The sequence below is a fragment of the Yoonia sp. 72 genome (genome assembly GCF_034652275.1).
Lineage (GTDB): Bacteria > Pseudomonadota > Alphaproteobacteria > Rhodobacterales > Rhodobacteraceae > Yoonia.
Genome location: NZ_JAXIWG010000001.1, coordinates 322696 through 346335, shown reverse-complemented (window position 1 = coordinate 346335; position 23640 = coordinate 322696). Strand labels below are relative to the sequence as shown.

Annotated in this window: 22 protein-coding genes and 1 tRNA gene; 9 read left to right on the top strand and 14 right to left on the bottom strand. The window is 61.9% G+C overall.

Going from position 1 to position 23640, the window contains the following annotated elements; translation table 11 throughout:
- Positions 1-30: 30 nt before the first annotated feature.
- Positions 31-1170, bottom strand: a complete 1140-nt coding sequence (mnmA, locus tag VCK47_RS01800; protein WP_322889018.1) for a tRNA 2-thiouridine(34) synthase MnmA — start codon at positions 1168-1170, stop codon at positions 31-33.
- Positions 1171-1300: 130 nt separating this feature from the next.
- Here mnmA and VCK47_RS01795 point away from each other — a divergent pair, with 130 nt between their 5' ends.
- The 5 genes from VCK47_RS01795 to VCK47_RS01775 all read left to right on the top strand — a co-directional run bounded on the left by VCK47_RS01795 (position 1301) and on the right by VCK47_RS01775 (position 6941).
- Positions 1301-1579, top strand: coding sequence for a DUF1153 domain-containing protein (locus VCK47_RS01795; RefSeq protein ID WP_322889017.1), 279 nt, complete (start codon positions 1301-1303; stop codon positions 1577-1579).
- A gap of 90 nt (positions 1580-1669) precedes the next feature.
- Complete coding sequence (gene ctrA / locus VCK47_RS01790) at positions 1670-2383, top strand: response regulator transcription factor CtrA (RefSeq protein WP_322889016.1); 714 nt, start codon at positions 1670-1672, stop codon at positions 2381-2383.
- 76 nt (positions 2384-2459) lie between these two features.
- Positions 2460-4628: an NAD-dependent DNA ligase LigA gene (gene ligA, locus VCK47_RS01785; RefSeq protein ID WP_416236634.1), complete on the top strand. Its 2169-nt coding sequence runs from the start codon at positions 2460-2462 to the stop codon at positions 4626-4628.
- Complete coding sequence (recG, locus tag VCK47_RS01780; RefSeq protein WP_322889015.1) at positions 4625-6715, top strand: ATP-dependent DNA helicase RecG; 2091 nt, start codon at positions 4625-4627, stop codon at positions 6713-6715. Before ligA ends, recG begins: the two co-directional genes overlap by 4 nt.
- A gap of 103 nt (positions 6716-6818) precedes the next feature.
- Positions 6819-6941, top strand: coding sequence for a hypothetical protein (locus tag VCK47_RS01775; RefSeq protein WP_019953650.1), 123 nt, complete (start codon positions 6819-6821; stop codon positions 6939-6941).
- Positions 6942-7098: 157 nt separating this feature from the next.
- Here VCK47_RS01775 and VCK47_RS01770 read toward each other — a convergent pair whose 3' ends face one another.
- Positions 7099-7545 (bottom strand): iron-sulfur cluster assembly scaffold protein, encoded by a 447-nt coding sequence (locus VCK47_RS01770; protein ID WP_019953651.1) that lies wholly within the window; start codon positions 7543-7545, stop codon positions 7099-7101.
- A 67-nt stretch (positions 7546-7612) separates the two neighbouring features.
- On the opposite strand from VCK47_RS01770, the gene hisI reads away from it, so the two are divergent.
- Positions 7613-7990: a phosphoribosyl-AMP cyclohydrolase gene (gene hisI, locus VCK47_RS01765; protein WP_322889014.1), complete on the top strand. Its 378-nt coding sequence runs from the start codon at positions 7613-7615 to the stop codon at positions 7988-7990.
- Here the strand turns inward: hisI and gluQRS are convergent.
- The 8 genes from gluQRS to rocF form a co-directional block, all read right to left on the bottom strand.
- On the bottom strand, positions 7962-8792 hold the full coding sequence (gluQRS, locus tag VCK47_RS01760; RefSeq protein ID WP_322889013.1) for a tRNA glutamyl-Q(34) synthetase GluQRS: 831 nt from the start codon (positions 8790-8792) through the stop codon (positions 7962-7964). The two genes, hisI and gluQRS, sit on opposite strands and share 29 nt — an antisense overlap.
- Positions 8789-10144 (bottom strand): methylenetetrahydrofolate--tRNA-(uracil(54)-C(5))-methyltransferase (FADH(2)-oxidizing) TrmFO, encoded by a 1356-nt coding sequence (trmFO, locus tag VCK47_RS01755; protein ID WP_322889012.1) that lies wholly within the window; start codon positions 10142-10144, stop codon positions 8789-8791. The genes gluQRS and trmFO overlap by 4 nt, the downstream gene beginning before the upstream one ends.
- Before the next feature lie 112 nt (positions 10145-10256).
- Positions 10257-10970, bottom strand: a complete 714-nt coding sequence (locus VCK47_RS01750) for a hypothetical protein (protein ID WP_322889011.1) — start codon at positions 10968-10970, stop codon at positions 10257-10259.
- A 44-nt stretch (positions 10971-11014) separates the two neighbouring features.
- Positions 11015-13750 carry a DNA gyrase subunit A gene (gene gyrA, locus VCK47_RS01745; protein ID WP_322889010.1) on the bottom strand — a complete coding sequence of 912 codons (2736 nt, stop codon included), beginning with the start codon at positions 13748-13750 and terminating at the stop codon, positions 11015-11017.
- A gap of 97 nt (positions 13751-13847) precedes the next feature.
- Positions 13848-14792, bottom strand: a complete 945-nt coding sequence (locus VCK47_RS01740; RefSeq protein ID WP_322889009.1) for an NAD-dependent epimerase/dehydratase family protein — start codon at positions 14790-14792, stop codon at positions 13848-13850.
- Entirely contained in the window at positions 14789-15763 is a 975-nt protein-coding gene (locus VCK47_RS01735; RefSeq protein WP_322889008.1) for a glycosyl transferase family 90, read from the bottom strand. Before VCK47_RS01735 ends, VCK47_RS01740 begins: the two co-directional genes overlap by 4 nt.
- A gap of 129 nt (positions 15764-15892) precedes the next feature.
- Positions 15893-16936, bottom strand: coding sequence for an ornithine cyclodeaminase (locus tag VCK47_RS01730; protein ID WP_322889007.1), 1044 nt, complete (start codon positions 16934-16936; stop codon positions 15893-15895).
- On the bottom strand, positions 16936-17865 hold the full coding sequence (rocF, locus tag VCK47_RS01725; RefSeq protein WP_322889006.1) for an arginase: 930 nt from the start codon (positions 17863-17865) through the stop codon (positions 16936-16938). The genes VCK47_RS01730 and rocF overlap by 1 nt, the downstream gene beginning before the upstream one ends.
- 85 nt (positions 17866-17950) lie before the next feature.
- On the opposite strand from rocF, the gene VCK47_RS01720 reads away from it, so the two are divergent.
- Positions 17951-18370, top strand: coding sequence for an Lrp/AsnC family transcriptional regulator (locus VCK47_RS01720; protein ID WP_322889005.1), 420 nt, complete (start codon positions 17951-17953; stop codon positions 18368-18370).
- On the opposite strand, the gene VCK47_RS01715 is transcribed toward VCK47_RS01720, so the two are convergent.
- Positions 18327-18803, bottom strand: coding sequence for a disulfide bond formation protein B (locus VCK47_RS01715; protein ID WP_322889004.1), 477 nt, complete (start codon positions 18801-18803; stop codon positions 18327-18329). The two genes, VCK47_RS01720 and VCK47_RS01715, sit on opposite strands and share 44 nt — an antisense overlap.
- Positions 18800-19378: a YqaA family protein gene (locus VCK47_RS01710; RefSeq protein ID WP_322889003.1), complete on the bottom strand. Its 579-nt coding sequence runs from the start codon at positions 19376-19378 to the stop codon at positions 18800-18802. The genes VCK47_RS01715 and VCK47_RS01710 overlap by 4 nt, the downstream gene beginning before the upstream one ends.
- A gap of 109 nt (positions 19379-19487) precedes the next feature.
- Here VCK47_RS01710 and VCK47_RS01705 point away from each other — a divergent pair.
- Both VCK47_RS01705 and VCK47_RS01700 read left to right on the top strand, forming a co-directional pair.
- A tRNA-Leu gene (locus VCK47_RS01705) sits at positions 19488-19573 on the top strand.
- Between the two features lie 233 nt (positions 19574-19806).
- Complete coding sequence (locus tag VCK47_RS01700; RefSeq protein ID WP_322889002.1) at positions 19807-20577, top strand: Hint domain-containing protein; 771 nt, start codon at positions 19807-19809, stop codon at positions 20575-20577.
- On the opposite strand, the gene VCK47_RS01695 is transcribed toward VCK47_RS01700, so the two are convergent.
- Together VCK47_RS01695 and VCK47_RS01690 are read right to left on the bottom strand one after the other, a co-directional pair.
- Positions 20574-21164, bottom strand: coding sequence for a nucleotidyltransferase family protein (locus tag VCK47_RS01695; RefSeq protein ID WP_322889001.1), 591 nt, complete (start codon positions 21162-21164; stop codon positions 20574-20576). The genes VCK47_RS01700 and VCK47_RS01695 overlap by 4 nt on opposite strands.
- Positions 21161-23569, bottom strand: coding sequence for an FAD-dependent oxidoreductase (locus VCK47_RS01690; RefSeq protein ID WP_322889000.1), 2409 nt, complete (start codon positions 23567-23569; stop codon positions 21161-21163). Before VCK47_RS01690 ends, VCK47_RS01695 begins: the two co-directional genes overlap by 4 nt.
- Positions 23570-23640 lie beyond the last annotated feature (71 nt).

Here is a 23640-nt window from a genome sequence, read left to right as displayed (position 1 = left end):
TACAAGATTCAGGTGCCGCAGTGCGCAGTGCTACTGTCCACGCCAGATCCAGCCGCCGCCCAGAACCCGCGTGCTGTCGGTATCGTAGAACACGCAAGCCTGTCCGGGTGACACGCCTTGTTCGGCCACCAGCAGTTCGACTTCGGCCTCGGTGTCGTTGATCGGGCGCAGGATCGCCTCGGTCGGCGGACGGGTCGAGCGGACGCGCACCGCGATCTGCCGTTCAGCGACATCGGTCAGTCGGCCGCCCCCGATCCAGTTGATTTCGCGCAAAGGCACGCGGCGGGTGGCCAGCATGTCCTTTGGCCCGACGATCACCTGCTTTTTGTCCACATCCAGCCGGACAACATAAAGCGGATCAGCCAGACCGCCGATACCAAGCCCGCGCCGCTGGCCAACGGTGTAATGGATCACGCCATTGTGCTGGCCCAGTACCTTCCCGTTGATATCGACGATCTCGCCCGGGGCGGCGGCACCGGGGCGCAGTTTTTCGATCACGGCGGCATAATCGCCGTTGGGGACAAAACAGATGTCCTGACTGTCGGGCTTGTCCGCCACGCTAAGCCCGTATTTGGCAGCCAAAGCGCGGGTTTCATCCTTGCTTTTGTGATGGCCCAGCGGAAAGCGTAGATAATCAAGCTGTTCCTGCGTGGTCGAGAACAGGAAATAGCTTTGATCCTTGGACGCATCCGCCGCGCTATGCAGTTCGGCGCCAGCCGCACCCATCTTGCGCTGGATGTAATGGCCGGTCGCCATGCAATCGGCGTCCAGATCGCGGGCGGTCTGCAGCAGGTCCTTGAATTTCACACGCTCGTTGCAGCGAATGCAAGGCACAGGGGTCGCACCGCCCAGATAGCTGTCGGCGAATTCGTCCATCACCGCTTCGCGGAAGGTGTTTTCGTAATCCAGCACGTAATGCGGAAAACCCATCTCCTCGGCCACACGACGCGCATCGTGGATGTCGCGGCCCGCGCAACAGGCGCCCTTTTTGGCGAGCGCCGCGCCGTGGTCGTAAAGCTGCAAGGTCACACCCACGACATCATAGCCTTCTTCGGCCAGTTTTGCCGCCACAACGGATGAATCCACACCGCCCGACATCGCGACAACGACGCGGGTATCGGCGGGGGCCTTGGCAAAACCAAGCGAATTGATCGGGGCTTCGAGGGGCATGGCGGGGTCCGTTGCTTCGGGAACAGTTCGAAATATAGGAAAATGCTATGCATTCTCAAGGTGCGGTTACACCTCTCGTTAAGTCCCGCGCCGCATAACACCTGCGGGAGTTTCCGGAAAGGGGTGCCTGATGTATTTGCGAAAAATCGAAGGTCCGCGTGCCGTCACTTTGCCGGACGGGTCCACCATGACACGGGCCGACCTGCCCGACAAGACGACCAGCCGCTGGGTCGCATCGCGCAAGGCGGCTGTCGTACGCGCGGTCACTTATGGGCTGATCTCGCGCGCGGAGGCGATGGAAACCTACACTTTGTCCGAGGAAGAAATCGCCGCATGGGAAACCGCTGTCGTCACCCATGGCGAGGCTGCACTTAAGGCGACAGCCTTGCAAAGGTATAGACAACCTTAACGCGTATTCCTAAATTGTTCTATGCCGGTAACGTGTGATTAACCTTTTTCGGCAAAAGATGAGGCGTACCAGTCAGAGTGGAGAATCCCTATGCGCGTCCTTCTTGTCGAAGATGACCCGACAACGGCCAAAAGCATCGAACTGATGCTGACCCATGCCAATTTGAACGTCTATACCACGGACCTCGGCGAAGAAGGGATCGATCTGGCAAAGCTTTATGATTACGATCTGATCCTTCTGGATCTGAACCTGCCGGATATGAATGGGCATGAAGTATTGCGCCAATTGCGGCTGAGCCGGATCGACACGCCGATCCTGATTCTGACGGGGGATGACGGCACCGAAAGCAAGCTGAAAAGCTTTGGCTTTGGCGCGGATGATTACCTGACCAAACCGTTCCACCGCGAAGAACTGGTCGCGCGTATCCATGCGATCATCCGCCGGTCCAAAGGCCATGCGCAGTCGATCATCCGGACCGGACAGATTGCCGTGAATCTTGACGCCAAAACTGTCGAAGTGGCAGGCAACACCGTGCATCTGACCGGCAAGGAATACCAGATGCTGGAACTTCTATCCCTGCGCAAAGGCACGACACTGACGAAAGAAATGTTCCTCAACCATCTTTACGGCGGAATGGACGAACCCGAGCTGAAAATCATCGACGTGTTCATCTGCAAGCTGCGCAAGAAACTGTCCGAGGCCGCCGATGGCGAAAACAACATCGAAACCGTCTGGGGGCGCGGGTATGTGCTGCGCGATCCCGAACCGGTGAAAGCCGCCACCAAGCTTGCCGTCGGCGCCTGACCGTCACCGCCGGGGCGCGGCTTTGCCGGCTGGACCTTGGCGGGCGGGCTGCGTAACACTATCTGGCGCGCAACTGATGACGCGCGGCATGTGGGGGCAGGCGGTGAGCCGGACAGGACAGGATCAGGACACCGCAACAATTGCGGTTGCGGATTTGACGCAGGCCGATGCGGTTATGGAACTCGCGCGGCTGTCGGATGCTTTGCAGCAGGCCAATACCGCCTATCACCGCGATGATGCGCCTTACATCAGCGATGCCGACTATGACGCGCTGAAACAGCGCAACGCTGCGATCGAGGATCGCTTTCCGGACCTCAAACGCGCCGACAGCCCGAGCGAGCAGATCGGCGCGGCGGTGGCGGATGGATTCGGCAAGGTGCCGCATGCGGTGCGGATGCTGTCGCTGGGCAATGCGTTCAGCGATGACGATGTCGCCGATTTCGACGAACGGGTGCGCAAATACTTGGGGCTGACCGCGGACCAGCCTTTGCGCTACACCGCCGAGCCCAAGATCGACGGGCTGTCACTGTCGCTGCGCTATGAGAATGGCGCCTTGGTGCAGGCCGCAACGCGCGGCGACGGCGCGGTGGGCGAAAACGTCACCGCCAATGCGCGCACCATCACCGATATTCCCCAGCAGCTAACAGGCGCCCCCGCCGTGCTGGAAGTGCGCGGCGAAGTCTATATGAGCCATGATGATTTCGCGGCCCTCAATGCGCGGCAGGCCGAAAAGGGTGGCAAAACTTTCGCCAATCCGCGCAATGCCGCAGCAGGCTCCTTGCGCCAGCTTGACGCCAGCATCACCGCCGCGCGGCCTTTGCGTTTCTTCGCCTATGCCTGGGGCGAACTTTCGGCCCCTTTGGCCGCGACCCAGTCGGGGGCGATCGCGCGACTGGCGGAATTGGGGTTCGTGACCAACCCGCTAACCGCAACCTGCGACACCCCCGCCGATCTGATTGCAATCTACACCAAAATAGAAGCACAGCGCGCCAGCCTCGGCTATGATATCGACGGCGTCGTCTACAAAATCGACGATCTGGCGCTGCAACAGCGGCTGGGGTTCCGCTCGACAACGCCACGATGGGCAATCGCCCACAAATTCCCTGCCGAACTGGCCTGGACCACGCTGGATGCCATCGACATTCAGGTCGGGCGCACAGGCGCGCTGTCACCCGTGGCACGGCTTGCGCCGGTGACGGTCGGCGGTGTGGTCGTATCCAACGCGACGTTGCATAACGAAGATTACATCGCAGGGCGCGGCGGCGATGGCCAACCCATCCGCGATGGCCGTGACATCCGCGTGGGTGACCTTGTGCAGGTCTACCGCGCGGGTGACGTTATCCCCAAGATCAAGGATGTGGACCTTGCGCGCAGGCCCGCAGATACCACCCCCTTTCAGTTCCCCGACATCTGCCCCGACTGCGGATCACCCGCGATCCGCGAACCGGGCGATGCGGTGCGCCGCTGCACCGGCGGCTTGATCTGCCCCGCGCAAGCCGTTGAAAGGCTGAAACATTTCGTATCACGCGCGGCCTTTGACATCGAAGGGCTGGGCGCCAAACAGGTCGAACAGTTCCACGCCGATGGCTGGATCACAACGCCGGTCGATATTTTCACCCTGCGCGCGCGCTATGGGCAGGGGCTGCAACAGCTGAAAAACCGCGAAGGCTGGGGCGCCAAAAGCGCCGACAACCTCTTTGCCGCCATCGACGACAAACGCGCGATCCCGCTCAACCGGCTGATCTATGCGCTGGGGATCCGGCATGTGGGCGAAAGCTCGGCCGCCCTTTTGGCCAGTCATTACGGGTCATGGACCGCCTTTGCGACAGCCATGCAAGAGGCCGAAATCGGGCAGGGCCCCGCGTGGGACGAACTGACCAGCATTGATGGCGTGGGTGCCGTGATGGCCACGTCGCTGATCACGACGCTGCAGAACCCGTCAGAGGCCGCGTCCATCACCGCGCTCGTCGCCGAACTTGACGTGCAGGACGCGCCCAAGGTCGCCACCGACAGCCCCGTGTCCGGCCTGACCATTGTTTTCACCGGCACGCTGGAAAAGATGACACGGGCAGAGGCCAAGGCGCGCGCGGAATCCCTTGGCGCCAAGGTCGCGGGATCGGTCAGCGCCAAGACCGACATCCTTGTCGCGGGGCCGGGGGCCGGGTCCAAGGCCGCCAAGGCCGAAGCGCTTGGCATCCGCACCATGGACGAGGACGGCTGGCTTGCGCTGATCGGCCCCGCATGACCGGCCGGCCAGAGGCGCTTTTCCCGCTGTTCGGCACGCTCACGCGGCTGGACGGGGTGGGGGCCAAGACCGCGCAGGTCATGACGGACGCGGGCATCGCGAAACCGGCTGACCTGCTGCTGACCTTGCCGATGTCCGGCGTGGACCGCCGCCGCCGTGCCTCCATCCGCGAGGTGATCGCGCCTTGCGTTGTCACGGTCGAGGTCACAGTCGGCCTGCATATGCCGCCCAAATCCAAGGGAAAACCCTACCGCGTCACGGTGCAGGATGCGGAAACGTCCTTCCAGCTCGTGTTTTTCCATGTGCGCGGCGACTATCTGCAGAAACTGCTGCCGACGGGCCAGCGGCGGGTTGTGTCGGGCAAGCTCGAACTTTTCGACGGGATCGCGCAGATCGTGCATCCTGATCATGTGCTGCCCCCGGTCGAGGCTGATACGATCCCCGCGTTTGAACCCGTCTATCCGCTGCACGCGGGCCTGACGCAAAAGGCGATGTGGAAAGCGACACGGTCGGCACTGGCCCTGCTGCCAGATTTGCCCGACTGGATCGACCCCGCCCAAAAAGCGCGCGAAGGCTGGCCCGATTGGGCGCAGGCGCTGCATCAGGTGCATAACCCGCTATCGCCGGTCGATCTTTCGCCGCATCATCCCGCACGCGCGCGGCTGGCCTATGACGAATTGATGGCGCATCAGATCACGCTGGCCTTGGCGCGCGCGACCGCGCGGCGCGGCAAAGGCGCTGCATCGGCCGGCGACGGACGGCTGCAAACCCGCGTGCTGGGCGCCTTGCCTTACAGCCCGACCGGCGCGCAAACCCGCGCCATTGCCGAAATCGGGGCCGATCTGGCCGCACCTTTGCGGATGAACCGTCTGCTGCAGGGCGATGTCGGGTCCGGCAAGACGCTGGTTGCGATGATGGCGCTGTTGCAGGTCGTGGAATCGGGCGGGCAGGGCGTGATGATGGCCCCGACCGAAATCCTCGCGCGGCAGCATTATGCGGGGCTGGAACCTTTGGCCGCCGCCGCCGGTGTCCGGCTTGCCGTGCTGACAGGCCGCGACAAGGGGAGCGAACGTGCCGCCAAACTCGCCGCCCTTGCGCAGGGCGAGATCCAGATCCTTGTCGGCACCCATGCGGTGTTCCAGAAAGACGTGCATTTCCATGACCTGCGGCTGGCGGTGATCGACGAACAGCACCGCTTCGGGGTGGCGCAACGCATGGAACTGGGCGCCAAGGGCCGCGCCGTCGATGTGCTGGTGATGACGGCGACGCCGATCCCGCGGTCACTCGCGCTCGCGCAATATGGCGATATGGATGTGTCGGTGCTGGATGAAAAACCGCCCGGTCGCAAACCGGTGCAGACAGCGCTCGTGTCCGCCGCGCGGATGGACGAGGTTGTGGCCAAACTGCGCGCCGCTGTGGCGGACGGGCGGCAGGCCTATTGGGTCTGCCCGCTGGTCGAGGAAAGCGAGGTCATCGAGATGACCGCCGCCGAGGAGCGGTTCAAGCGCCTGCGCGCGGCCTTGGGTGACGGCGTCGTGGGGTTGGTGCATGGCCAGATGCCCGTCGCCGAAAAGGATGCGGCCATGGCACGCTTCGTCAGCGGCGAAACCCGCGTGCTGGTGGCCACGACCGTGATCGAGGTGGGCGTAAACGTGCCAAATGCGAGCATCATGATGATCGAAGGCGCGGAAAGCTTCGGACTGGCGCAATTGCACCAGCTGCGCGGCCGCGTGGGGCGCGGGGCGGCGGCCTCGACCTGCCTGTTGATCTATCAGCCACCGTTGACCGAGAACGGCCGCAAGCGGCTGGAAATCCTGCGCGAGACCGAGGATGGGTTCCGCATCTCTGAAGAGGACCTGATGATGCGCGGCGCGGGCGATGTGATCGGCACCGCGCAATCGGGCCTGCCACGGTTCCGGATTGCCGATCTTGAACGGCAGGCAGGGCTGATGGCCGTGGCACAATCGGACGCGCGCAAGCTGCTGCATGATGACCCCGACCTGCAAACACCGCGCGGGCAGGCGGCCCGGACCCTGCTGTGGCTGTTGGAACAGGATCGCGCGATCCGTTTGATTTCAGTCGGTTAGGCCGAAACCACACCCCTTGATACAAAATGTTCTTAAAAAGTTCTTTACAGATACGAATCAATATGAGAACAAAGTGGCAACGGAACATTAAGGGAACACTGACATGGCGAAAGAAATTACAACCATTCTGATCCGTTCGCGTCACACGCTGATCGGGGATGCCTTGGGCATTGTCGCCCTGATGGTTTTGTTGTTTGTCGGATTGGCCTTGCCCGGGCCTGTCTGACCTGCCGCGCGGCGGTCTGGTCCGCACCATTGCCTGTCCCACACTGCAATGAATTTACCCCGCCTGACATCACGGATTTGCCTCTTGCTGATGCCTTAGGACCAGACCGCCGCAAAACTCGCCGCCGCCATCCTGTCCCGGATGTGCGGCGGTTTTTTTATGCGCGGGCTTTGGCGGTTTGCAGCGCATCCAGCGTCGCATCGAACGCCAGCATGATAGACGCATGGCGGTTCTTGTAATCGCGCGCGGGTTCCAGCACGGCCAGCCCGTCAAAGGGGGCCGCAGGCACGGGGCCGTCCGATTTCAGCATCGCAAGCAAGGCATCGCGCCCCGCCTGTACCTGATCCTCGGTCAGCCCGACGATAGCGCCGCCAACCACGGCCGCCGCCGCTTGGCCGAGGGCGCAGGCTTTCACATCCTGCCCGTAATCAGTGATCACGCCGTCCTGCACCACGATATCCACCGTCACGTTCGACCCGCACAGCGGCGCGCGCTTTTTCGCCGTGGCCGTGGGCGCGGGCAGGCGGGTGTTGCGCGGCATGTCGGCCGCCAGCGCAAGGATGCGCGCGGAGTAAAGCTTGATCATGTCGGTTTCGGCTGACATCGCATTTGCCCTTCGGTGCTGTTCTGTCTAGTTAGGGCGCTGCACGCCGCTTGCAAAGGGAAACCCCATGACTTTCGATCCATCCACGCTGACATATAACGACGCAGGGCTGATCCCTGCAATTGCCCAGGATGCCGCATCGGGTGAGGTGCTGATGATGGCCTGGATGAACGCGGATGCGGTGGCGCGCACGCTGGAAACGGGCCGCGTCACCTATTGGTCACGTTCGCGGCAGGCGTTCTGGGTCAAGGGCGACACCAGCGGGCATGTGCAGGAACTGGTCGATTTCCGCGTCGATTGCGACCGCGATTGCGTGCTGGTGACGGTCAACCAGACCGGACCTGCCTGCCACACGGGTCGGCGGTCGTGTTTCTATACCGCCGTGCGCGCGGGTGACGAGGTCGAACTGATGCAGCCTATGGCGTCAACCCCACCATCCGCCTGATACCTTCGGGGCTGGCACCTTCCGCGCGGAATTTGGCGATGGCTTTGGCGTCGTCGCGCTTGGCAAGGCGTTTGCCCGCGTCATCGCGGATCAGTTTGTGATGGTGGTAGCGCGGCGTCGGCAGGCCCAGCAGACGTTGCAAGGCCACATGGATTTGCGTCGCCTCTGCCAGATCCTCGCCGCGCACGACGTCTGTGATACCCTGTTCCGCATCGTCGATCACCACACTGAGGTGATAGGACGTGCCGCTGTCCTTGCGCCCGATCACGAAATCGCCCACGTCGCGGCGCAGGTCATCAGGCGTCACATCAACCTGCATCCCGTTGTTTTCAAAAGAGAAGACTTCATGTGGCAATGTATCCAGATCAAAGCGCAGCACCGCATCGCGCGGGGGCTGTGCTGCATCGCCGCGCTGCCCTTTGCAGGTGCCGGGATAGATCAACCCGTCGGGACCGAGCGGGGCACCTTCCTGCGGCGCGCTTAACGCGGCCTGAATATCGCGCCGCGTGCAGGTGCAGATGTACAAATGTCCCTTGCGCCACAGATCGTCGATTACGCCGTAATAGGTGCCCATCCGGTCCGATTGGCGCAGCACAGCGCCGTCCCATGTCAGGCCGAGCCATGCCAGATCGTCGTAAATCTGCGCTTCCCATTGCGGGCGCGCGCGGGTCTGGTCGATATCTTCGATCCGGAGCAGGAATTGCTCACCCGCCGCGCGCGCCATATCATGCGCAAGGATCGCGGAATAGGCATGCCCCAGATGCAGCGGCCCCGTCGGAGACGGCGCAAAGCGCGTGATCATTCCGCAGCTAATGCCTGCGGGGCGAGCCAGCCTTGCCAATCCGCCTTGGCGCGGTCGGTATAGGCTTTGTAGCGGTCCTTGCGCCCGCGACGGCCCGATTTGACCCCGTCAAGCGGCGGGAACAGCCCGAAATTCACGTTCATCGGCTGGAATGTCTTGGCATCCGCGCCACCCGTGATGTGGGTGACAAGCGCGCCCATGGCGGTGGTATCCGGCACCGGCGAAAGGCTGCGCCCTTGCAGTTCCGCCGCCGCCATCCGCCCTGCCAGCAGGCCCATCGCGGCACTTTCGACATAGCCTTCGACGCCCGTGATCTGCCCTGCAAAGCGGATATGAGGGCGCGAACGCAGGCGCATCTGATCGTCCAGCAAGGTGGGCGAGTTGATGAATGTGTTGCGGTGGATCCCGCCAAGGCGGGCGAATTCGGCGCTCTCCAACCCCGGAATCATCGCAAAAACAGCCTTTTGCGCGCCGTATTTCATCTTGGTCTGGAAGCCCACGATGTTGTAAAGCGTCCCCAGCGCATTGTCGCGGCGCAGCTGCACCACGGCATAGGGTTTGTTGCCCGGATCATGCGCATTGGTCAGGCCCACGGGTTTCATCGGGCCAAAACGCAGCGTTTCGCGGCCACGTTCGGCCATCACCTCGATCGGCAGGCAGCCGTCGAAATAACCGGCGGTTTCGCCTTCCTTGAACTCGGTTTTCTCGGCGGCCAGCAGCGCGTCGATGAAATCCTCGTATTGCGCCTTTGTCATCGGGCAGTTGAGATAGGCGGTCTGTTCCTCCAGCGTCTCGCCCTTGTCATAGCGCGACTGCATCCATGCGACGTCCATATTGACCGTCTCGTGGTAAACAATAGGCGCAATGGCATCGAAAAACGCCAGCGCCTCGGTCCCGGTCTCGGCGGCGATCGCCTCGGCCAGCGCGCCAGAGGTCAGCGGGCCTGTCGCGATGATCCAATGGCCATCCTCGGGCAGGGCGGTGATTTCGTCATAGTCGACGCTGATATTGGGATGCGCCTTCAGCGCCGCTGTCACACTTTCGGCGAAAGGGTCGCGGTCCACGGCCAGCGCGCCACCCGCAGGCAGGCGGTGCTTTTCGGCCATGTCCATAATCAACCCGCCCGCCTGCCGCATTTCCCAATGCAACAGGCCCACAGCGTTCTGTTCGTGATCGTCGGACCGGAAGGAATTGGAACAAACCATTTCCCCCAGATTGCCGGTGCGATGCGCGAATGTGCCGACCTTGGGGCGCATTTCGTGAATGACCACGCGGATGCCCGCATTTGCGGCCTGCCATGCGGCCTCTGATCCGGCCATACCGCCGCCGATGATGTGAAGTGTGTTCTGCATTTCTTGGATTTAGTCCCGTGGCAGGCAAAAGAAAAGGCCCGCAGTTGCCTGCGGACCCTGTCACAACACCAAGGGGGCGGATTTAGCCGCCGAAGCCATGGACTAGGAACGTCTATTCCCCCGCCGTGCGGTAGGCTTCAAAGAAGCTGCGCCGGTCGAAAGTTGTGCCGCCACGCTGGCCAAGATCGATCCGGGCCTTGATGCCGATGTAGGTTTCATCGCTTGTCGCGCCGTTGTTATCCACCGAAAACCGCCCCAGAACCCCGCTGAGCACCGGCCCGCCTGCAAGCGTGTATTCGCCGCCAATCTCGTAGGACATGCCGTCGCCACCGTCAAAACCGACGCGGTCAAAGGCCGCAATTGCACTGATGCCGCTACCAAAGTCGTAATTGCCAGAGGCGCCGATGGCCACGATATCCGCCACAGCCCCATCGCCCAGCCCGACATAGCCTTGTGCGATGCCCATGCCGTAATCGAACGCGCCTTGGACGCCAAAGGTGTCGATGCTGTCGTCATCGATCCAGTCGCGCCCGAAATAGGCGCCCAGCGTGATCTGCGGATCAAGCGCATAGATCGCATGGCCGGTCACGTTCTGCGCATCCGATCCCGCGATGGCGAAATCATAGGCGCTGACATCCAGCGCAAAGCTGATGCCCGCAATCGCCTCGACCTCGGCCTGGCCGTAGTAATTCACGCCGCCCAGATCGGAGCTGTCGAGCGATTTGGTGTAATCGATCCCGAGGGTGGCCCCCGTGAACCCCTGTGCGGCGGCCCCGCTGGCCGCCACCACAATGCCTATTGTCACAACGGAAAATTGCCTGATCATATCCTTCGCCTCTGCTGCTCGTGGCGACGGTTTTCCGTCGCCGATTATGTTTCTGCCTCGTCGCCTTCTGCGTCACCCTGATCGGCGATCCAGGCCACGCTGACCACGGTTTCGCCTTTGCCGGTGTCAAAGACCTTGACCCCGCCTGCGCTGCGCGAGCGGAAGGAAATCCCCTCGACCGGCACACGGATCGACTGCCCTGTAGAGGTAACCAGCATGATCTGGTCGGACATGTCTACAGGGAAGGATGTGACAAGCGGACCGCCGCGCATCGCCTTGTCCATCGCGGCGACACCCATGCCGCCGCGCCCGCGCACGGGATAATCGTGGCTGGAGGACAGTTTGCCCGACCCTTTGGCGGTGATCGTCAGGATCAGGTTTTCCGCCGCGGACATTTCGGCATAGCGTTCAGGGCTGATCTGGCCGGGGGCGGCTTCTTCATCTTCCACTTCCGCATCGTCGGCCAAGCCTGCCATGGCACGGCGCATTTTCAGATAGGCGGCGCGTTCTTCGGCCTCGGCCTCGAAATGGCGGATGATGCTCATCGACACGACCTTGTCGTCGCCCTGCAACCTGATCCCGCGCACGCCTGTGCTGTCACGGCCTTTGAACACGCGCACATCGGTGGTGGGGAACCGGATCGCGCGGCCCGAATTGGTGACCAGCATCACGTCATCATCCGGCGAACAGATGCGCGCATTCACCAAAAGCGTATGTTCATCAGGCAGTTTCATGGCGATCTTGCCATTCGACTTGACGTTGGTGAAATCCGACAAAGCGTTGCGGCGCACATCACCGGCAGAGGTCGCAAAGACAATCTGCAGATCGTCCCATTCCGCCTCTGGCCGGTCCACGGGCATGATCGCGGCAACCGACACGCCCTGCGGGATCGGCAGGATGTTGACGATGGCCTTGCCTTTGGCGGTGCGGCTGCCCAGCGGCAGACGCCATGTTTTCAGCTTGTAGGCCATGCCGTCGGTCGTGAAGAACAACAGCTGCGTATGGGTATTGGCCACAAACAGGGTGGTGACGACATCCTCTTCCTTGGTCGCCATCGACGACAGGCCCTTGCCGCCGCGCCGCTGCGCGCGGAAATCGGCCAGCGCCGTGCGCTTGATATAGCCGCCCGAGGTCACGGTCACGACCATGTCTTCCTGTTCGATCAGGTCCTCGTCGTCCATATCACCAGACCAGTCGACAATCTGCGTGCGGCGCGGCACGGCGAAGAGATCGCGCACCTCGGTCAACTCGTCGCGGATGATTTGCAGAATGCGGTCGCGGCTGCCCAGAATTTCCAGATATTCGCGGATCTTGCCCGCGAGGTCCTGCAATTCGTCCGTCACTTCCTTGACGCCGATCTGGGTCAGGCGTTGCAGGCGCAATTCAAGGATCGCGCGGGCCTGTGCCTCGGACAGGTTGTAGGTGCCGTCGTCATTGGCGGTATGGGTCGGATCGTCGATCAGCTTGATATATTCAAGGATCGCCGCCGCAGGCCAGCGCCGCGTCATCAGCGTATGGCGCGCATCGGCGGCATCGGCGGACTGGCGGATGGTGGCGACGACCTCGTCGATATTGGTGACTGCGACAGCCAGACCGCACAGGATATGCGCCCGTTCGCGTGCTTTACGCAATTCGAACGCGGTGCGCCGCGCGATCACCTCTTCACGGAAATCGACGAAGGCGACAAGGAACGCGCGCAGCGTCAGCTGTTCGGGCTTGCCGCCGTTCAGCGCCAGCATGTTGCAGCCGAAATAGGTTTGCATCGGGGTGAAACGGAACAGCTGGTTCAGCACCACCTCGGCCGTGGCGTCGCGTTTGAGTTCGACCACGACACGCACGCCGTTGCGGTCGGATTCGTCCTGCACATGCGCGATGCCTTCGATGCGCTTGTCGCGCGCAGCCTCGGCGATGCGGTCGATCATCACCGATTTGTTCACCTGATAGGGAATCTCATTGATGACAATGGCATAGCGGTCTTTCCTGATCTCTTCGACCACGGTTTTCGCCCGCACGATCACCGACCCGCGCCCTTCGAGGTACGCCTTGCGCGCGCCCGACCGCCCAAGGATCAACCCGCCTGTCGGGAAATCGGGAGCCGGGATATATTCGATCATCTCTTCGGATGTCAGGTCGGGGTTGTCGATCAGGGCCAGCGTCGCGTCGATCACCTCGCCCAGATTATGCGGCGGAATGTTCGTGGCCATGCCGACGGCGATACCGCCCGCGCCATTGACCAGCATATTGGGGAAACGCGCGGGCAGGACAGTCGGTTCACGGTCCTTGCCGTCATAGTTGTCCTGAAAATCGACCGTGTCCTTGTCGATATCCATCAGCATATAGGCGGCGGGCTTGTCCATCCGCACTTCGGTATAGCGCATGGCCGCGGCGCGGTCGCCGTCCATGGACCCGAAATTGCCCTGACCATCCAGCAAAGGCAGCGACATGGAAAAATCCTGCGCCATCCGCACCAGCGCGTCATAGATCGCACTGTCGCCATGGGGGTGGTATTTACCCATCACATCCCCGACCGAGCGGGCGGATTTGCGATAGCTTTTGTCGTGGGTGTTTCCGGCCTCGTACATCCCGTACAAAATCCGGCGGTGAACAGGTTTCAGACCGTCGCGCAGGTCGGGGATCGCGCGCGAAACGATCACGCTCATCGCGTAATCCAGATAGCTGGTTTTCAGCTCGTGTTCGATGGTGACGGAGGGGCCTGCATGGGCCATCCGTGTTACCGGCAAATCATCATCGTTTTCAGGGGTTTCTGGGGTATCGTTCACAAAGGCCGCCTGTCTGCTATCAGCTATATTTGGTTCACGCGACTATAGCAGACACCCGATCTTGGGTGCAATGGCACAATCCCCCCGATGGCCGGTTTCAGCCGGCAGCCAGCACCATCGCAAGCCCTTCGGACAGCGGCACCTGCGGGCTCCAGCCCAGCAAATGCTGTGCCTTGGCAATGTCGGGGCAGCGGCGCGACGGGTCGTCCTGCGGCCGCGGGGCAAAGCTGACGGTGCTGACGCTGCCAAGGCTGTCGATGATCGTCTGCGCCAGTTCCAGCACTGTGATTTCATGCGGATTGCCGAGGTTGATGACCTCGCCTGCTGCCTGCGGCTCTGACGCCAGCAACATCAGCCCGCGCACCAGATCGCTGACATAGCAGAAACTGCGCGTTTGCATCCCGTCGCCATGCACGGTAAGTGCTGCACCCGTGCGCGCCTGCGCAATGAACTGCGGCAGGGCGCGGCCATCATCGGGTGTCATGCCGGGGCCATAGGTGTTGAAAATCCGCGCGATGCGCACATCGACCTGCCCCAGACGGTGGGCATCCATCAACAACGCCTCGGCCGCGCGTTTGCCTTCGTCATAGCAGGACCGGATACCCACCGGATTGACATTGCCCCAGTCGGTTTCGCGTTGCGGATGGGACAGGGGGTCGCCGTAAACCTCGCTGGTGGAGGCCTGCACCATGATCGCGCCACAGGTGGTGGCATGCTGCATCAGGTGATAGCTGCCCATGACATTCGTGCGCCATGTGCCGATCGGGTCGGCCTGATAATGCACGGGCGAGGCGGGGCTGGCGAGGTTGAATACCACATCGGCCTCCGGCAGGTCGGGCATGGCTGCGACATTGGCGGTGGTGAGCGTCACCATGCGGTTGCTGCCGCGCTGCAAGCCTTCGATCCGGGCTGGCGTGCTGGTGCTGAAGTTGTCGACCACATGCACCGCAGCGCCCGCCGCGACCAACGCTGTGACCAGATGCACGCCCACAAAGCCCGCACCGCCTGCAACCAGCACGGTCTTGTTGGTCCAGAATGTCATGCCACACCTTCGGTTTGATTGATCAGCCGCGCCGCGACCCGTGTTTCGCTGTCCATGGTCAGGCCACGCGCAAAACGTTGCGCATTCGCTGCAATTTCAGAGGCTTGCGCATCGTTGCTGCGCACCCAGTCGATCTGCTGGTGCAGGTCCGACAGGTCCGCCTTGATCGGCACGTAATGTTCCCAAGGCCGGATCTGGTCGTAATACCACTGGCGGAACCCGAACTGGCTGTCGACCTTGAGAATGCAGCAGCCCAGTTTCAGCCGCTGCAGGAAATTGGACCAGGCATTGGTGAACCCGTCGATATCGACGGCGAACTTGGCACTGCCCCAGTCGGTCGCGGGGATGAAATCACCGATCAATCCCGCCTTTTGCAGCACGGTGTTGTAGACATTGGACGGCATCTGAACAAAGCGGAAATCGATCTGGGTATCGCGGCAATGCTGCGCCATCCGCAGCCGTTGCATCACGCCCGCATGCGACATGAACGCCGGATCAAGGTTGAAATGGCCGGTATTGTTCAACGCCCCGCGCCAGACGATCCTGTCATGCCTGTCAGCCCAGCAGACCGGATTGGCCCGCGCATGAGCATCGATATCGGCATAGCCGCGATGAATCAGAAAATGCATATCGGGCAGGGCCGTCACACCCGCGCGATTGACCGAATAGGCATAGCGCGCATGGCTTGGGCCTTCGCCATCGGTGCAATTAGCAAGTATTTCGGTCACAGCGGGATTGGCATGGGAAAGCCAATGTATGAAAGCAGCGCATTTGTCGAATAATTGCGGCAGGAAATGCGTAGGCGTTTCCTCGCTGAAAAGCACCGAAAATCCACGACCGTCCCGGCGGATCAACAGGTCTGCCGCGCTTAGCACGTCGCTGGTCGGGACGAGCCTGACATCGGGGACCGCAAGCCCGGCCCCGACAAATCCCCTATGAACGAGCCGCACCAGACGCAATTTGCGTGTCATGGTGCGCTTGGCGAGGCGTTTGCGGTTCAACTGCTTCAAAAGAAGGTGCAAGATTTAGCCGCTTTCGTAGTCACATCACCGTGCGGACCTAATCCAAATACACAAGCGATTGCAACCGGGCTTCTGCGGCTATCCTGCCCGTTTCAGCATCCCGAACAGGTCGCGTGGATCGTCGGGATCGGCGATCAGGTCGAGGTCAATGTAATAGGGCGTGTCCTTGATTCGGTCATGGACATAGCGCAGCGCGCTGAAATCCTCGATGGCAAAGCCAACGCCGTCGAAGAGCGTGACTTCGGCCGCGGATTTGCGCCCCTGCGTCTGGCCGGTGATCACCTGCCAAAGCTCTGTCACCGGATGGTCGGCGGGCATCTGCTGGATTTCGCCTTCGATGCGGGTCTGGGGCGGATATTCGACAAAGATGCTGGACCGCGCCACGATATCGCGGTGCAGTTCGGTCTTGCCGGGGCAGTCGCCGCCGATGGCATTGATATGGACGCCCGCGCCGACCATGTTGTCGGTCAGGATCGTCTGCATATCCTTGTCCGCTGTCGCCGTGGTGATGACCTGCGCGCCTTCAATAGCCTCTTCAGGTGTCGCGCATTGTGTCACCTGCAGGCCCAATCCTTCCAGATTGCGCGCGCATTTGGCCGTGGCGGCAGGGTCCAGATCATAAAGCCGCACATGATCAATTCCGCAGACGGCCTTGACGGCAAGGCACTGGAATTCCGATTGCGCACCATTGCCGATCATCGCCATCGTGGTCGCACCGGGGGCTGCCAGATGTTTGGTCGCCACCGCAGTCATCGCCGCTGTGCGCAGCGCGGTCAGCAGCGTCATTTCGGTGAACAGACGCGGATAGCCCGAATAGACATCCGACAGCACACCAAAGGCCGTGACCGTCTGCAAGCCTTCGCCCATGTTCTTGGGGTGGCCGTTCACGTATTTGAACCCGTAAAGCACCCCGTCCGAGGTCGGCATCAATTCGATCACGCCGACATCCGAATGTGACCCGACGCGCGGGGTTTTGTCGAACTGGTCCCATTTGGCGAAATCTTCTTCGATATTGCGGGCAAGGTCCGCGATGAAAGTCTCGATCCCGATGTGATGGACAAGGCGCATCATGTTGTCGACGCTAACGAAAGGCACCAACGCGCGGGGGGATGCTTTGAGCATTACTTGTAACTCCGGGTGGGGCGGTCGAACACGCGACGGCCCAGCAAGGATGCGGTCAGATCGACCATCAGGTTGGCGGTCTTGCCGCGGTCGTCCAGAAACGGGTTCAGCTCGACCAGATCAAGCGAGGTGACAAGGCCGGAATCGGACAGCATTTCCATCACCAGATGGCCTTCGCGCACGGTGGCTCCGCCCGGCACGGTGGTGCCCACGGCAGGCGCGACGGAAGGATCAAGGAAATCGACATCAAGCGACACATGCAGCATCCCGTCCACCGCGGCCACACGGTCAAGGAAGGCCTGTAAGGGTGCGCTGATCCCTTCTTCGTCGATGCGGCGCATATCCACGAGTTCGACATCGCCCCGCGCAAGGATTTCATGTTCCGCCGTATCGACCGACCGCAGGCCGATCATGCAGATATTGGCAGGCTCGACCCGCACGGGCAGGGGCGGAAAGGCATCAAAACCGCGCCGACCTGTGACGTAACCTACGGGTGTGCCGTGTAAATTCCCGCTGTCGGTGGTGTCGGGCGTGTGAATATCGCTATGCGCATCGAGCCAGAGCGCGAAGAAGGGGCGCCCCTCGCTCTGTGCATGGGCCGCCATGCCTGCCACCGTGCCAGCGGCCAGTGCATGATCGCCGCCCATGAAAATGGGGAAACCCTGTGGTGCTGCTTTTTGTGCGGCCTCCATCAAGGTCTGGGTCCAGCCCACGTTTTCGGCCAGTTTCCAGACCAGCGGGTTGCGCGGTTCGGCCACTTCGACCTGCGCGGGGGCCAGGTTGCCCCAATCCTCCACGCTATGGCCCAAGGCGGTGACTGCCTCGGCCAATCCAGCGGTGCGATACGCATCCGGCCCCATCAAACAGCCCCGGCGGCGTTTGCCACAATCCACGGGGGCCCCGATCAATATGCAATGTTTCTGTGTCATTGCGGCAGATTAGCCAAAACGCCGCTTGGCGGAACCGTGCAAAATGTGCAAAACGGGCAGGAATTGATCAGATTGGGCAGTCATCATGGACGAAACGGACAGCGCCATCATCCGCGCCCTGCGGCAGAACGGGCGGGCGTCGCTGTCGGACCTTGCGGCCATCGTGGGTGTGACGCGCACGACGCTGCGCACGCGGCTTGACCGGCTGATCGCGGGGGGCGAGATTGCGGGCTTTACCGTGCTGACACGGTCGGACGTGCGCCCCGATGCGGTGCGCGGGCTGATGATGCTGGAAATCGCGGGGCGCGCGGCGGAACGGGTGATGAAACGCCTGACCGCCATGCCAGAAGTGATCGTGGTCCATTCCACCAACGGCACATGGGACCTGATCGCCGAGATCGGCACCAAAAGCCTTGAGGATTTCGATCAGGCGTTGTTTGCGATCCGCCGGATGGACGGGGTCACGCGGTCCGAGACGAGCCTTTTGCTATCATCACGGCGCTGATCCAGACCGCCATCAGACCAAAGGACGCAACCGCATTCCAGCTTGCCATCGACAGCGACAGCAATTCCCACGTCACCTGATCGCACATGACGACACGCGGCCCGTCAAGCGACAGAAGATCGGCGCCCGACAACCCTTCCAGACTGCTGACACCCGAACAGGATGACGGGCCTTCCCACCAGTCACGCTCGACCCCGGTGTGAAACACGCCGATCGCCCCCGTCGTACCTGCTGCCACAGCGCCAAGCACGGGCAAGGGACGTCCGCCGAACCGCAGCGCCAGTGCCGCAAGCGCAATCGCCGCGAAATGCGGCCAGCGCTGCCAGAGGCACATTGCACAAGGCGGATAGCCTAAGGCCTGAAACAGATAGGCCCCCGCCAAAAGGGCAAAGGACCCAGCTCCGGCCAGAAAAACCATCAGATTGCGTGTCACATGACCCCCAATACGGCAAAGCCGCCGATCAGCAAAACGCAGAACAGGATGAACATCAAGCCCAGCCGACGTTCGATGAAATCACGGATTGGTGCGCCGAATTTCCACAGCAAGGCCGCCACCAGAAAGAACCGCAAAGCGCGCGCCGCGATCGAGGCCGCGATAAACACGGGCAGCGACAGTTGCGTGACACCCGATGCGATAGTGATGACCTTATAAGGAAAGGGCGTTACACCCGCGACCAGCACGGCCCATGCGCCATAGCTGTTATAGGTTGCAGCAAATTCGGTGAAATACGCCTCTTTGCCGTAGAATTGCAGGATCTGGACGCCGACGGTCTCGTACAGGGCAAACCCGATGTAATAGCCGAACAAACCGCCCAGCACCGATGCGACCGTCGCCACACCTGCGATCAGAAAGGCCCGCGACGGGCGGGCGATGATCATCGGGATCATCAGCACATCGGGCGGGATCGGAAAGAAGGACGATTCGATAAAAGCCACAGCCGCCAGCGCCCAGAGCGCATAGCGCGTCTGCGCAAGAGCGATCGTCCAGTCGTAAAGTGCGCGCAGCATCGTAAAGCCTTTGTTGGTCAGGCTGCTTAGGCCATGCCGACGCTGCCCCGTCAAGCGATTGCAAATCCGATTGACGCCGCAATGCAGCCGGATTAGGAACCGTTCCAGTGCCGATGTGGCGGAATGGTAGACGCAGGGGATTCAAAATCCCCCGGTGGTAACATCGTGTGGGTTCGAGTCCCTCCATCGGCACCAATCGCGTCTTTTCGACGCGGACCTTCCCGAAACACCAATCTATTGCAGCAGGTCATGTTGATGCCATGATCGGCGGCTATCGGAGTTACTTAAAGTCAGGTCTTCATGCTGCGATCTTGCAAAAAGGTTCCAGTTCGGGAATGTAGAGCGGACTTTGTTAACCGCCGGTTAGGTCCGGTATGTTTTTGTCTCATCCGGCGCCTGTCGCGTCATAGGGTAAAGAACGCGAATTCGTGGCTAGGTTTCCAACTGACATCTCCGACCAGGGCTTTTCCTATGGCCGTTGCGACCTGTTGAACCTGACGGGTCCGCAGGTGTGCGGGATCGACTTTAAACCCGACGCCCTTGATCGCAGCCGTGTCAGCTATGCCTGCGGCACGCGCATGACCTTTGCCCGCATCGCAGAGGTCATTCCCTGTTTCACCCCCGGCACCCGGATCGCGACGCCCAAGGGCGAAAAACCGGTCGAGGATCTTAAGATCGGCGACCGCGTGCTGACGCGCGACAACGGCATCCGTTTTATCACATGGGCTGGCCAGAAAACGATGACGATGCAGGACTTGCAGGTCACGGCCAGCATGCGCCCCGTTCTGATCCGGCAAGGCGCGCTGGGGCAGGGCCAGCCGGAACGCGACATGATCGTATCGCCCAATCACCGTGTTCTGGTGGTGTCGGAAATGGCCAAGCTCTATTTCGACGAATCAGAGGTGCTGATCGCGGCCAAGCATCTGACCCATATGAAAGGCATCGAAACCTCGGACCAGCCCGAGGCGACCTATATCCATTTCATGTGCGAAACCCATGAAATCGTGCTGTCGGACGGTGCATGGACCGAAAGTTTCCAGCCCGGCGATTACACGCTGCAAGGCATCGACGCCGACCAGCGCGAAGAATTGTTCCTGTTGTTTCCAGAACTGGCCACCAAGGAAGGCGTCCGGCGCTACCGTGCCGCGCGCAAGACGCTGCAACAAAACGAAGCCGGGCTGATCACGCGCAAAGGCTAAAGCGCGGTCCGGCGCCAGGCTTCCCATTGTTCGGGCGTATCAAGATCGAAACGTGCACGCTGGTCGGGCAGGGGGACCAGACGGGTTGCCGCCTTGTGCGCCTGCACGATTGACTCCGCCCCCGCATCCCCCGCCAGATCCGCAAAGTCCGCCCGCAGCCCCGCGCCAAAGATCACTGGATGACCCGGTTTGCCGTCCTCGGTCGCGCCGCGCCAGATAGCGGCGTCGGGGTGCAGGTGCCGTGCGGCGAACACCACCTGCAGATCGGCCGTGGTCAGCGCCACCAGATCGCCGAGCAGGATCATGAAAGCATCGCATTGCGGCAATTGCGCCACCGCATCCCGCATGGTGATACCCATGCCCTGCGCGGCATCCGGCACGATCAGCAGCGTCGCATCCAGATCGCGGATCACGCCCGCGCGCGGATGGTTGGCGGCGGGCAGGGCCACGAACACCGGATGGCCCGTCGCCTGCGCCATCAGCACCTGCCTGCGCAAAAGCGGCATGCCTTCGACCACCTGCAACAGCTTGTCCTGCCCCTGCATCCGGCGGGATGCGCCCGCCGCAAGGATCAGGATCGGAATCATCCGCGCATGACCTGTCCGTCAGGGTCGAACAGCGGTGTCGTGATCCGGCGGGCCGGGCGGCGCTGGCCCATGATCTCGATCTCGACCTGCATATCGTCTGTCGCATCTGCACGCGGGATCAGCGCATAGGCGATGGATTTGCCCGCATGGTGGGAATAGCCACCCGAGGTACAAAAGCCTTTGACCTCGCCTCCGATGAACACAGGCTCATAGGCCACGACATCGGCATCGTCGGCATCGACCTCAAAGGTCGCCAGCATCCGCGCGGGCGGCGTGGCGCGTTCCGCCTCGGCCAAGCTGCGCCCGATGAAATCAGTGTTTTTCTTGAAGCTGATGAACCGGTCCATCCCCGTCTCGGCGGCGGTGTAATCGGGCGAAAACTCGCGCCCCCAAGAGCCAAAGAACCGATCCAACCGCAGCGACATCATCGCCCGCATCCCGAAAGGCGCGATCGCGAAAGGCTGGCCCGCCTGCCAGAGCGTCCACCAGAGCTGCCGCTGGTCCATCGGGTCGCAGTAAATCTCGTACCCCAGATCACCGGTGTAGCTGACGCGCTGCACGATGCAGGCGACCTGACCAACGGTCATGCGGCGCACGTCCATGAACTTGATTCCCGCCACATCATCGCGGGTGCAGGCGGCCAGCACATCGCGCGCCTTTGGCCCTGCAATCTGGAATCCCGTGCGTTTGTCCGAGATATTCTCGACCCGCGCCTCGGGGCTTGCGTTTTGCATGAACCAGCGGTGGTGCATCTCCTGCGCGCCATAGCTCGCGGTCAGCTGGAAATCATCCTCGGCAAGGCACGACACGGTGAAATCACCCCAAAGCCGCCCTTTGGGTGACAGCATCGGCGTCAGCGACATGCGCCCGGGCTGCGGGATGCGGCCCGCCATGATCCGGTCGAGCCACGCGCGCGCGCCTGCGCCTGTGACGCTGAACTTGCCGAAATTCTGCACCTCGTTGATGCCGACACCCCCGCGCACGGCCGCCACTTCGCGCGCGGTCGCGGCAAAAGCGTCGGATCGGCGGAAGGTCGGGGTTTCATAGGTCGGGTCGCCGTCTTGGGCGAAGTAATTGGCAACCTCCAGCCCGAATTGATGGCCCCAGACAGCGCCCAGATCGGTGAAAATGTCATACATCGGTGTGGTGCGATGGGGGCGGGCGGCGGGCAGTTCCTCGTTCGGGTAGCTGACGGAAAACCGGTTCTGGTAGTTCTCGATCACCTTGGGGCGGGTATAGCCGGGCGTGATCCAGCGGCCATAGCGCGCGATATCCAAGGCGCTGACATCGCGTTCGCATTCGCCCGTGGTCATCCATTGCGCCAGCATCAGGCCCACGCCGCCGCCCTGACTGAATCCCGCCATGACACCGCAGGCCGACCAGTAATTGCGCAACCCCGGCACGGGACCGACCAAGGGGTTGCCGTCGGGCGCGAATGTGAACGGGCCGTGGATCACCGATTTGACGCCTGCGCGTTCCAGAACAGGAAAACGCTTGTAGGCAAAGGCGATGGAATCCTCGATCTTGTCGAGGTTGTCGGGCAAGAGTTCGTGCCCGAAATCCCACGGCGTGCCATCCACCGCCCAGGGTTTGCAGGGCTGTTCATAGAAGCCGATGCACAACCCGCGCCCTTCCTGCCGCAGATAGCTTTCGCCGGCAGGGTCCATGACATGGGGGTGTTCGCTGTCGCGCTCGTAAATCTCGGGCAGGTCGTCGGTGACGATATACTGGTGTTCCATCGGGTGCAGCGGGACATAGGACCCCGCCATAGCCGCCACCTCGCGCGCCCAGAGGCCCGCGGCATTGACCACATGTTCGGCGTGGATCGTGCCTTTGTCGGTCACCACATCCCATGTGCCGTCCGCGCGGGGGTTCGTTTCGATCACCTTGCAATGCAATTCAATGGTCGCACCGCCCATCTTGGCCGCACGCGCATAGGCATGTGTGGTGCCGGACGGGTCCAGATGCCCGTCAAGCGGGTCGTAGAGCCCGCCGATGATGCCATCGAGGTTTGTGATCGGCGCGATCTTGGCGATTTCCGCAGGGCCGATGATTTCCGTCTCCAGCCCCATATAACGGTGCTTGGCGCGTTCCGCGACCAGCATGTCGAACCGGTCCTGATTGTCCGCCAGCGTCACGCCACCCACATGGTGCAGCCCGCAGGACATGCCGGTGATCGCCTCCAGCTCGCGGTAAAGGCGGATGGTATAGCCTTGCAGCGCGGCCATATTGGTGTCGCCGTTCAGCGTGTGGAACCCGCCCGCCGCGTGCCATGTGGACCCCGATGTCAGCTCGGACCGTTCCAGCAGCGTCACATCAGACCAGCCCAGTTTGGTCAGGTGATACAGGACCGAACAGCCGACGACGCCGCCTCCGATGATGACGGCACGGGTGGTGGTTTTCATGGGCGCTGCTCCTGCTGTTTGTCGCATTATGGCAGGGGCGGATAGGTCCGGCGTTCCGTTTGCGACATCCG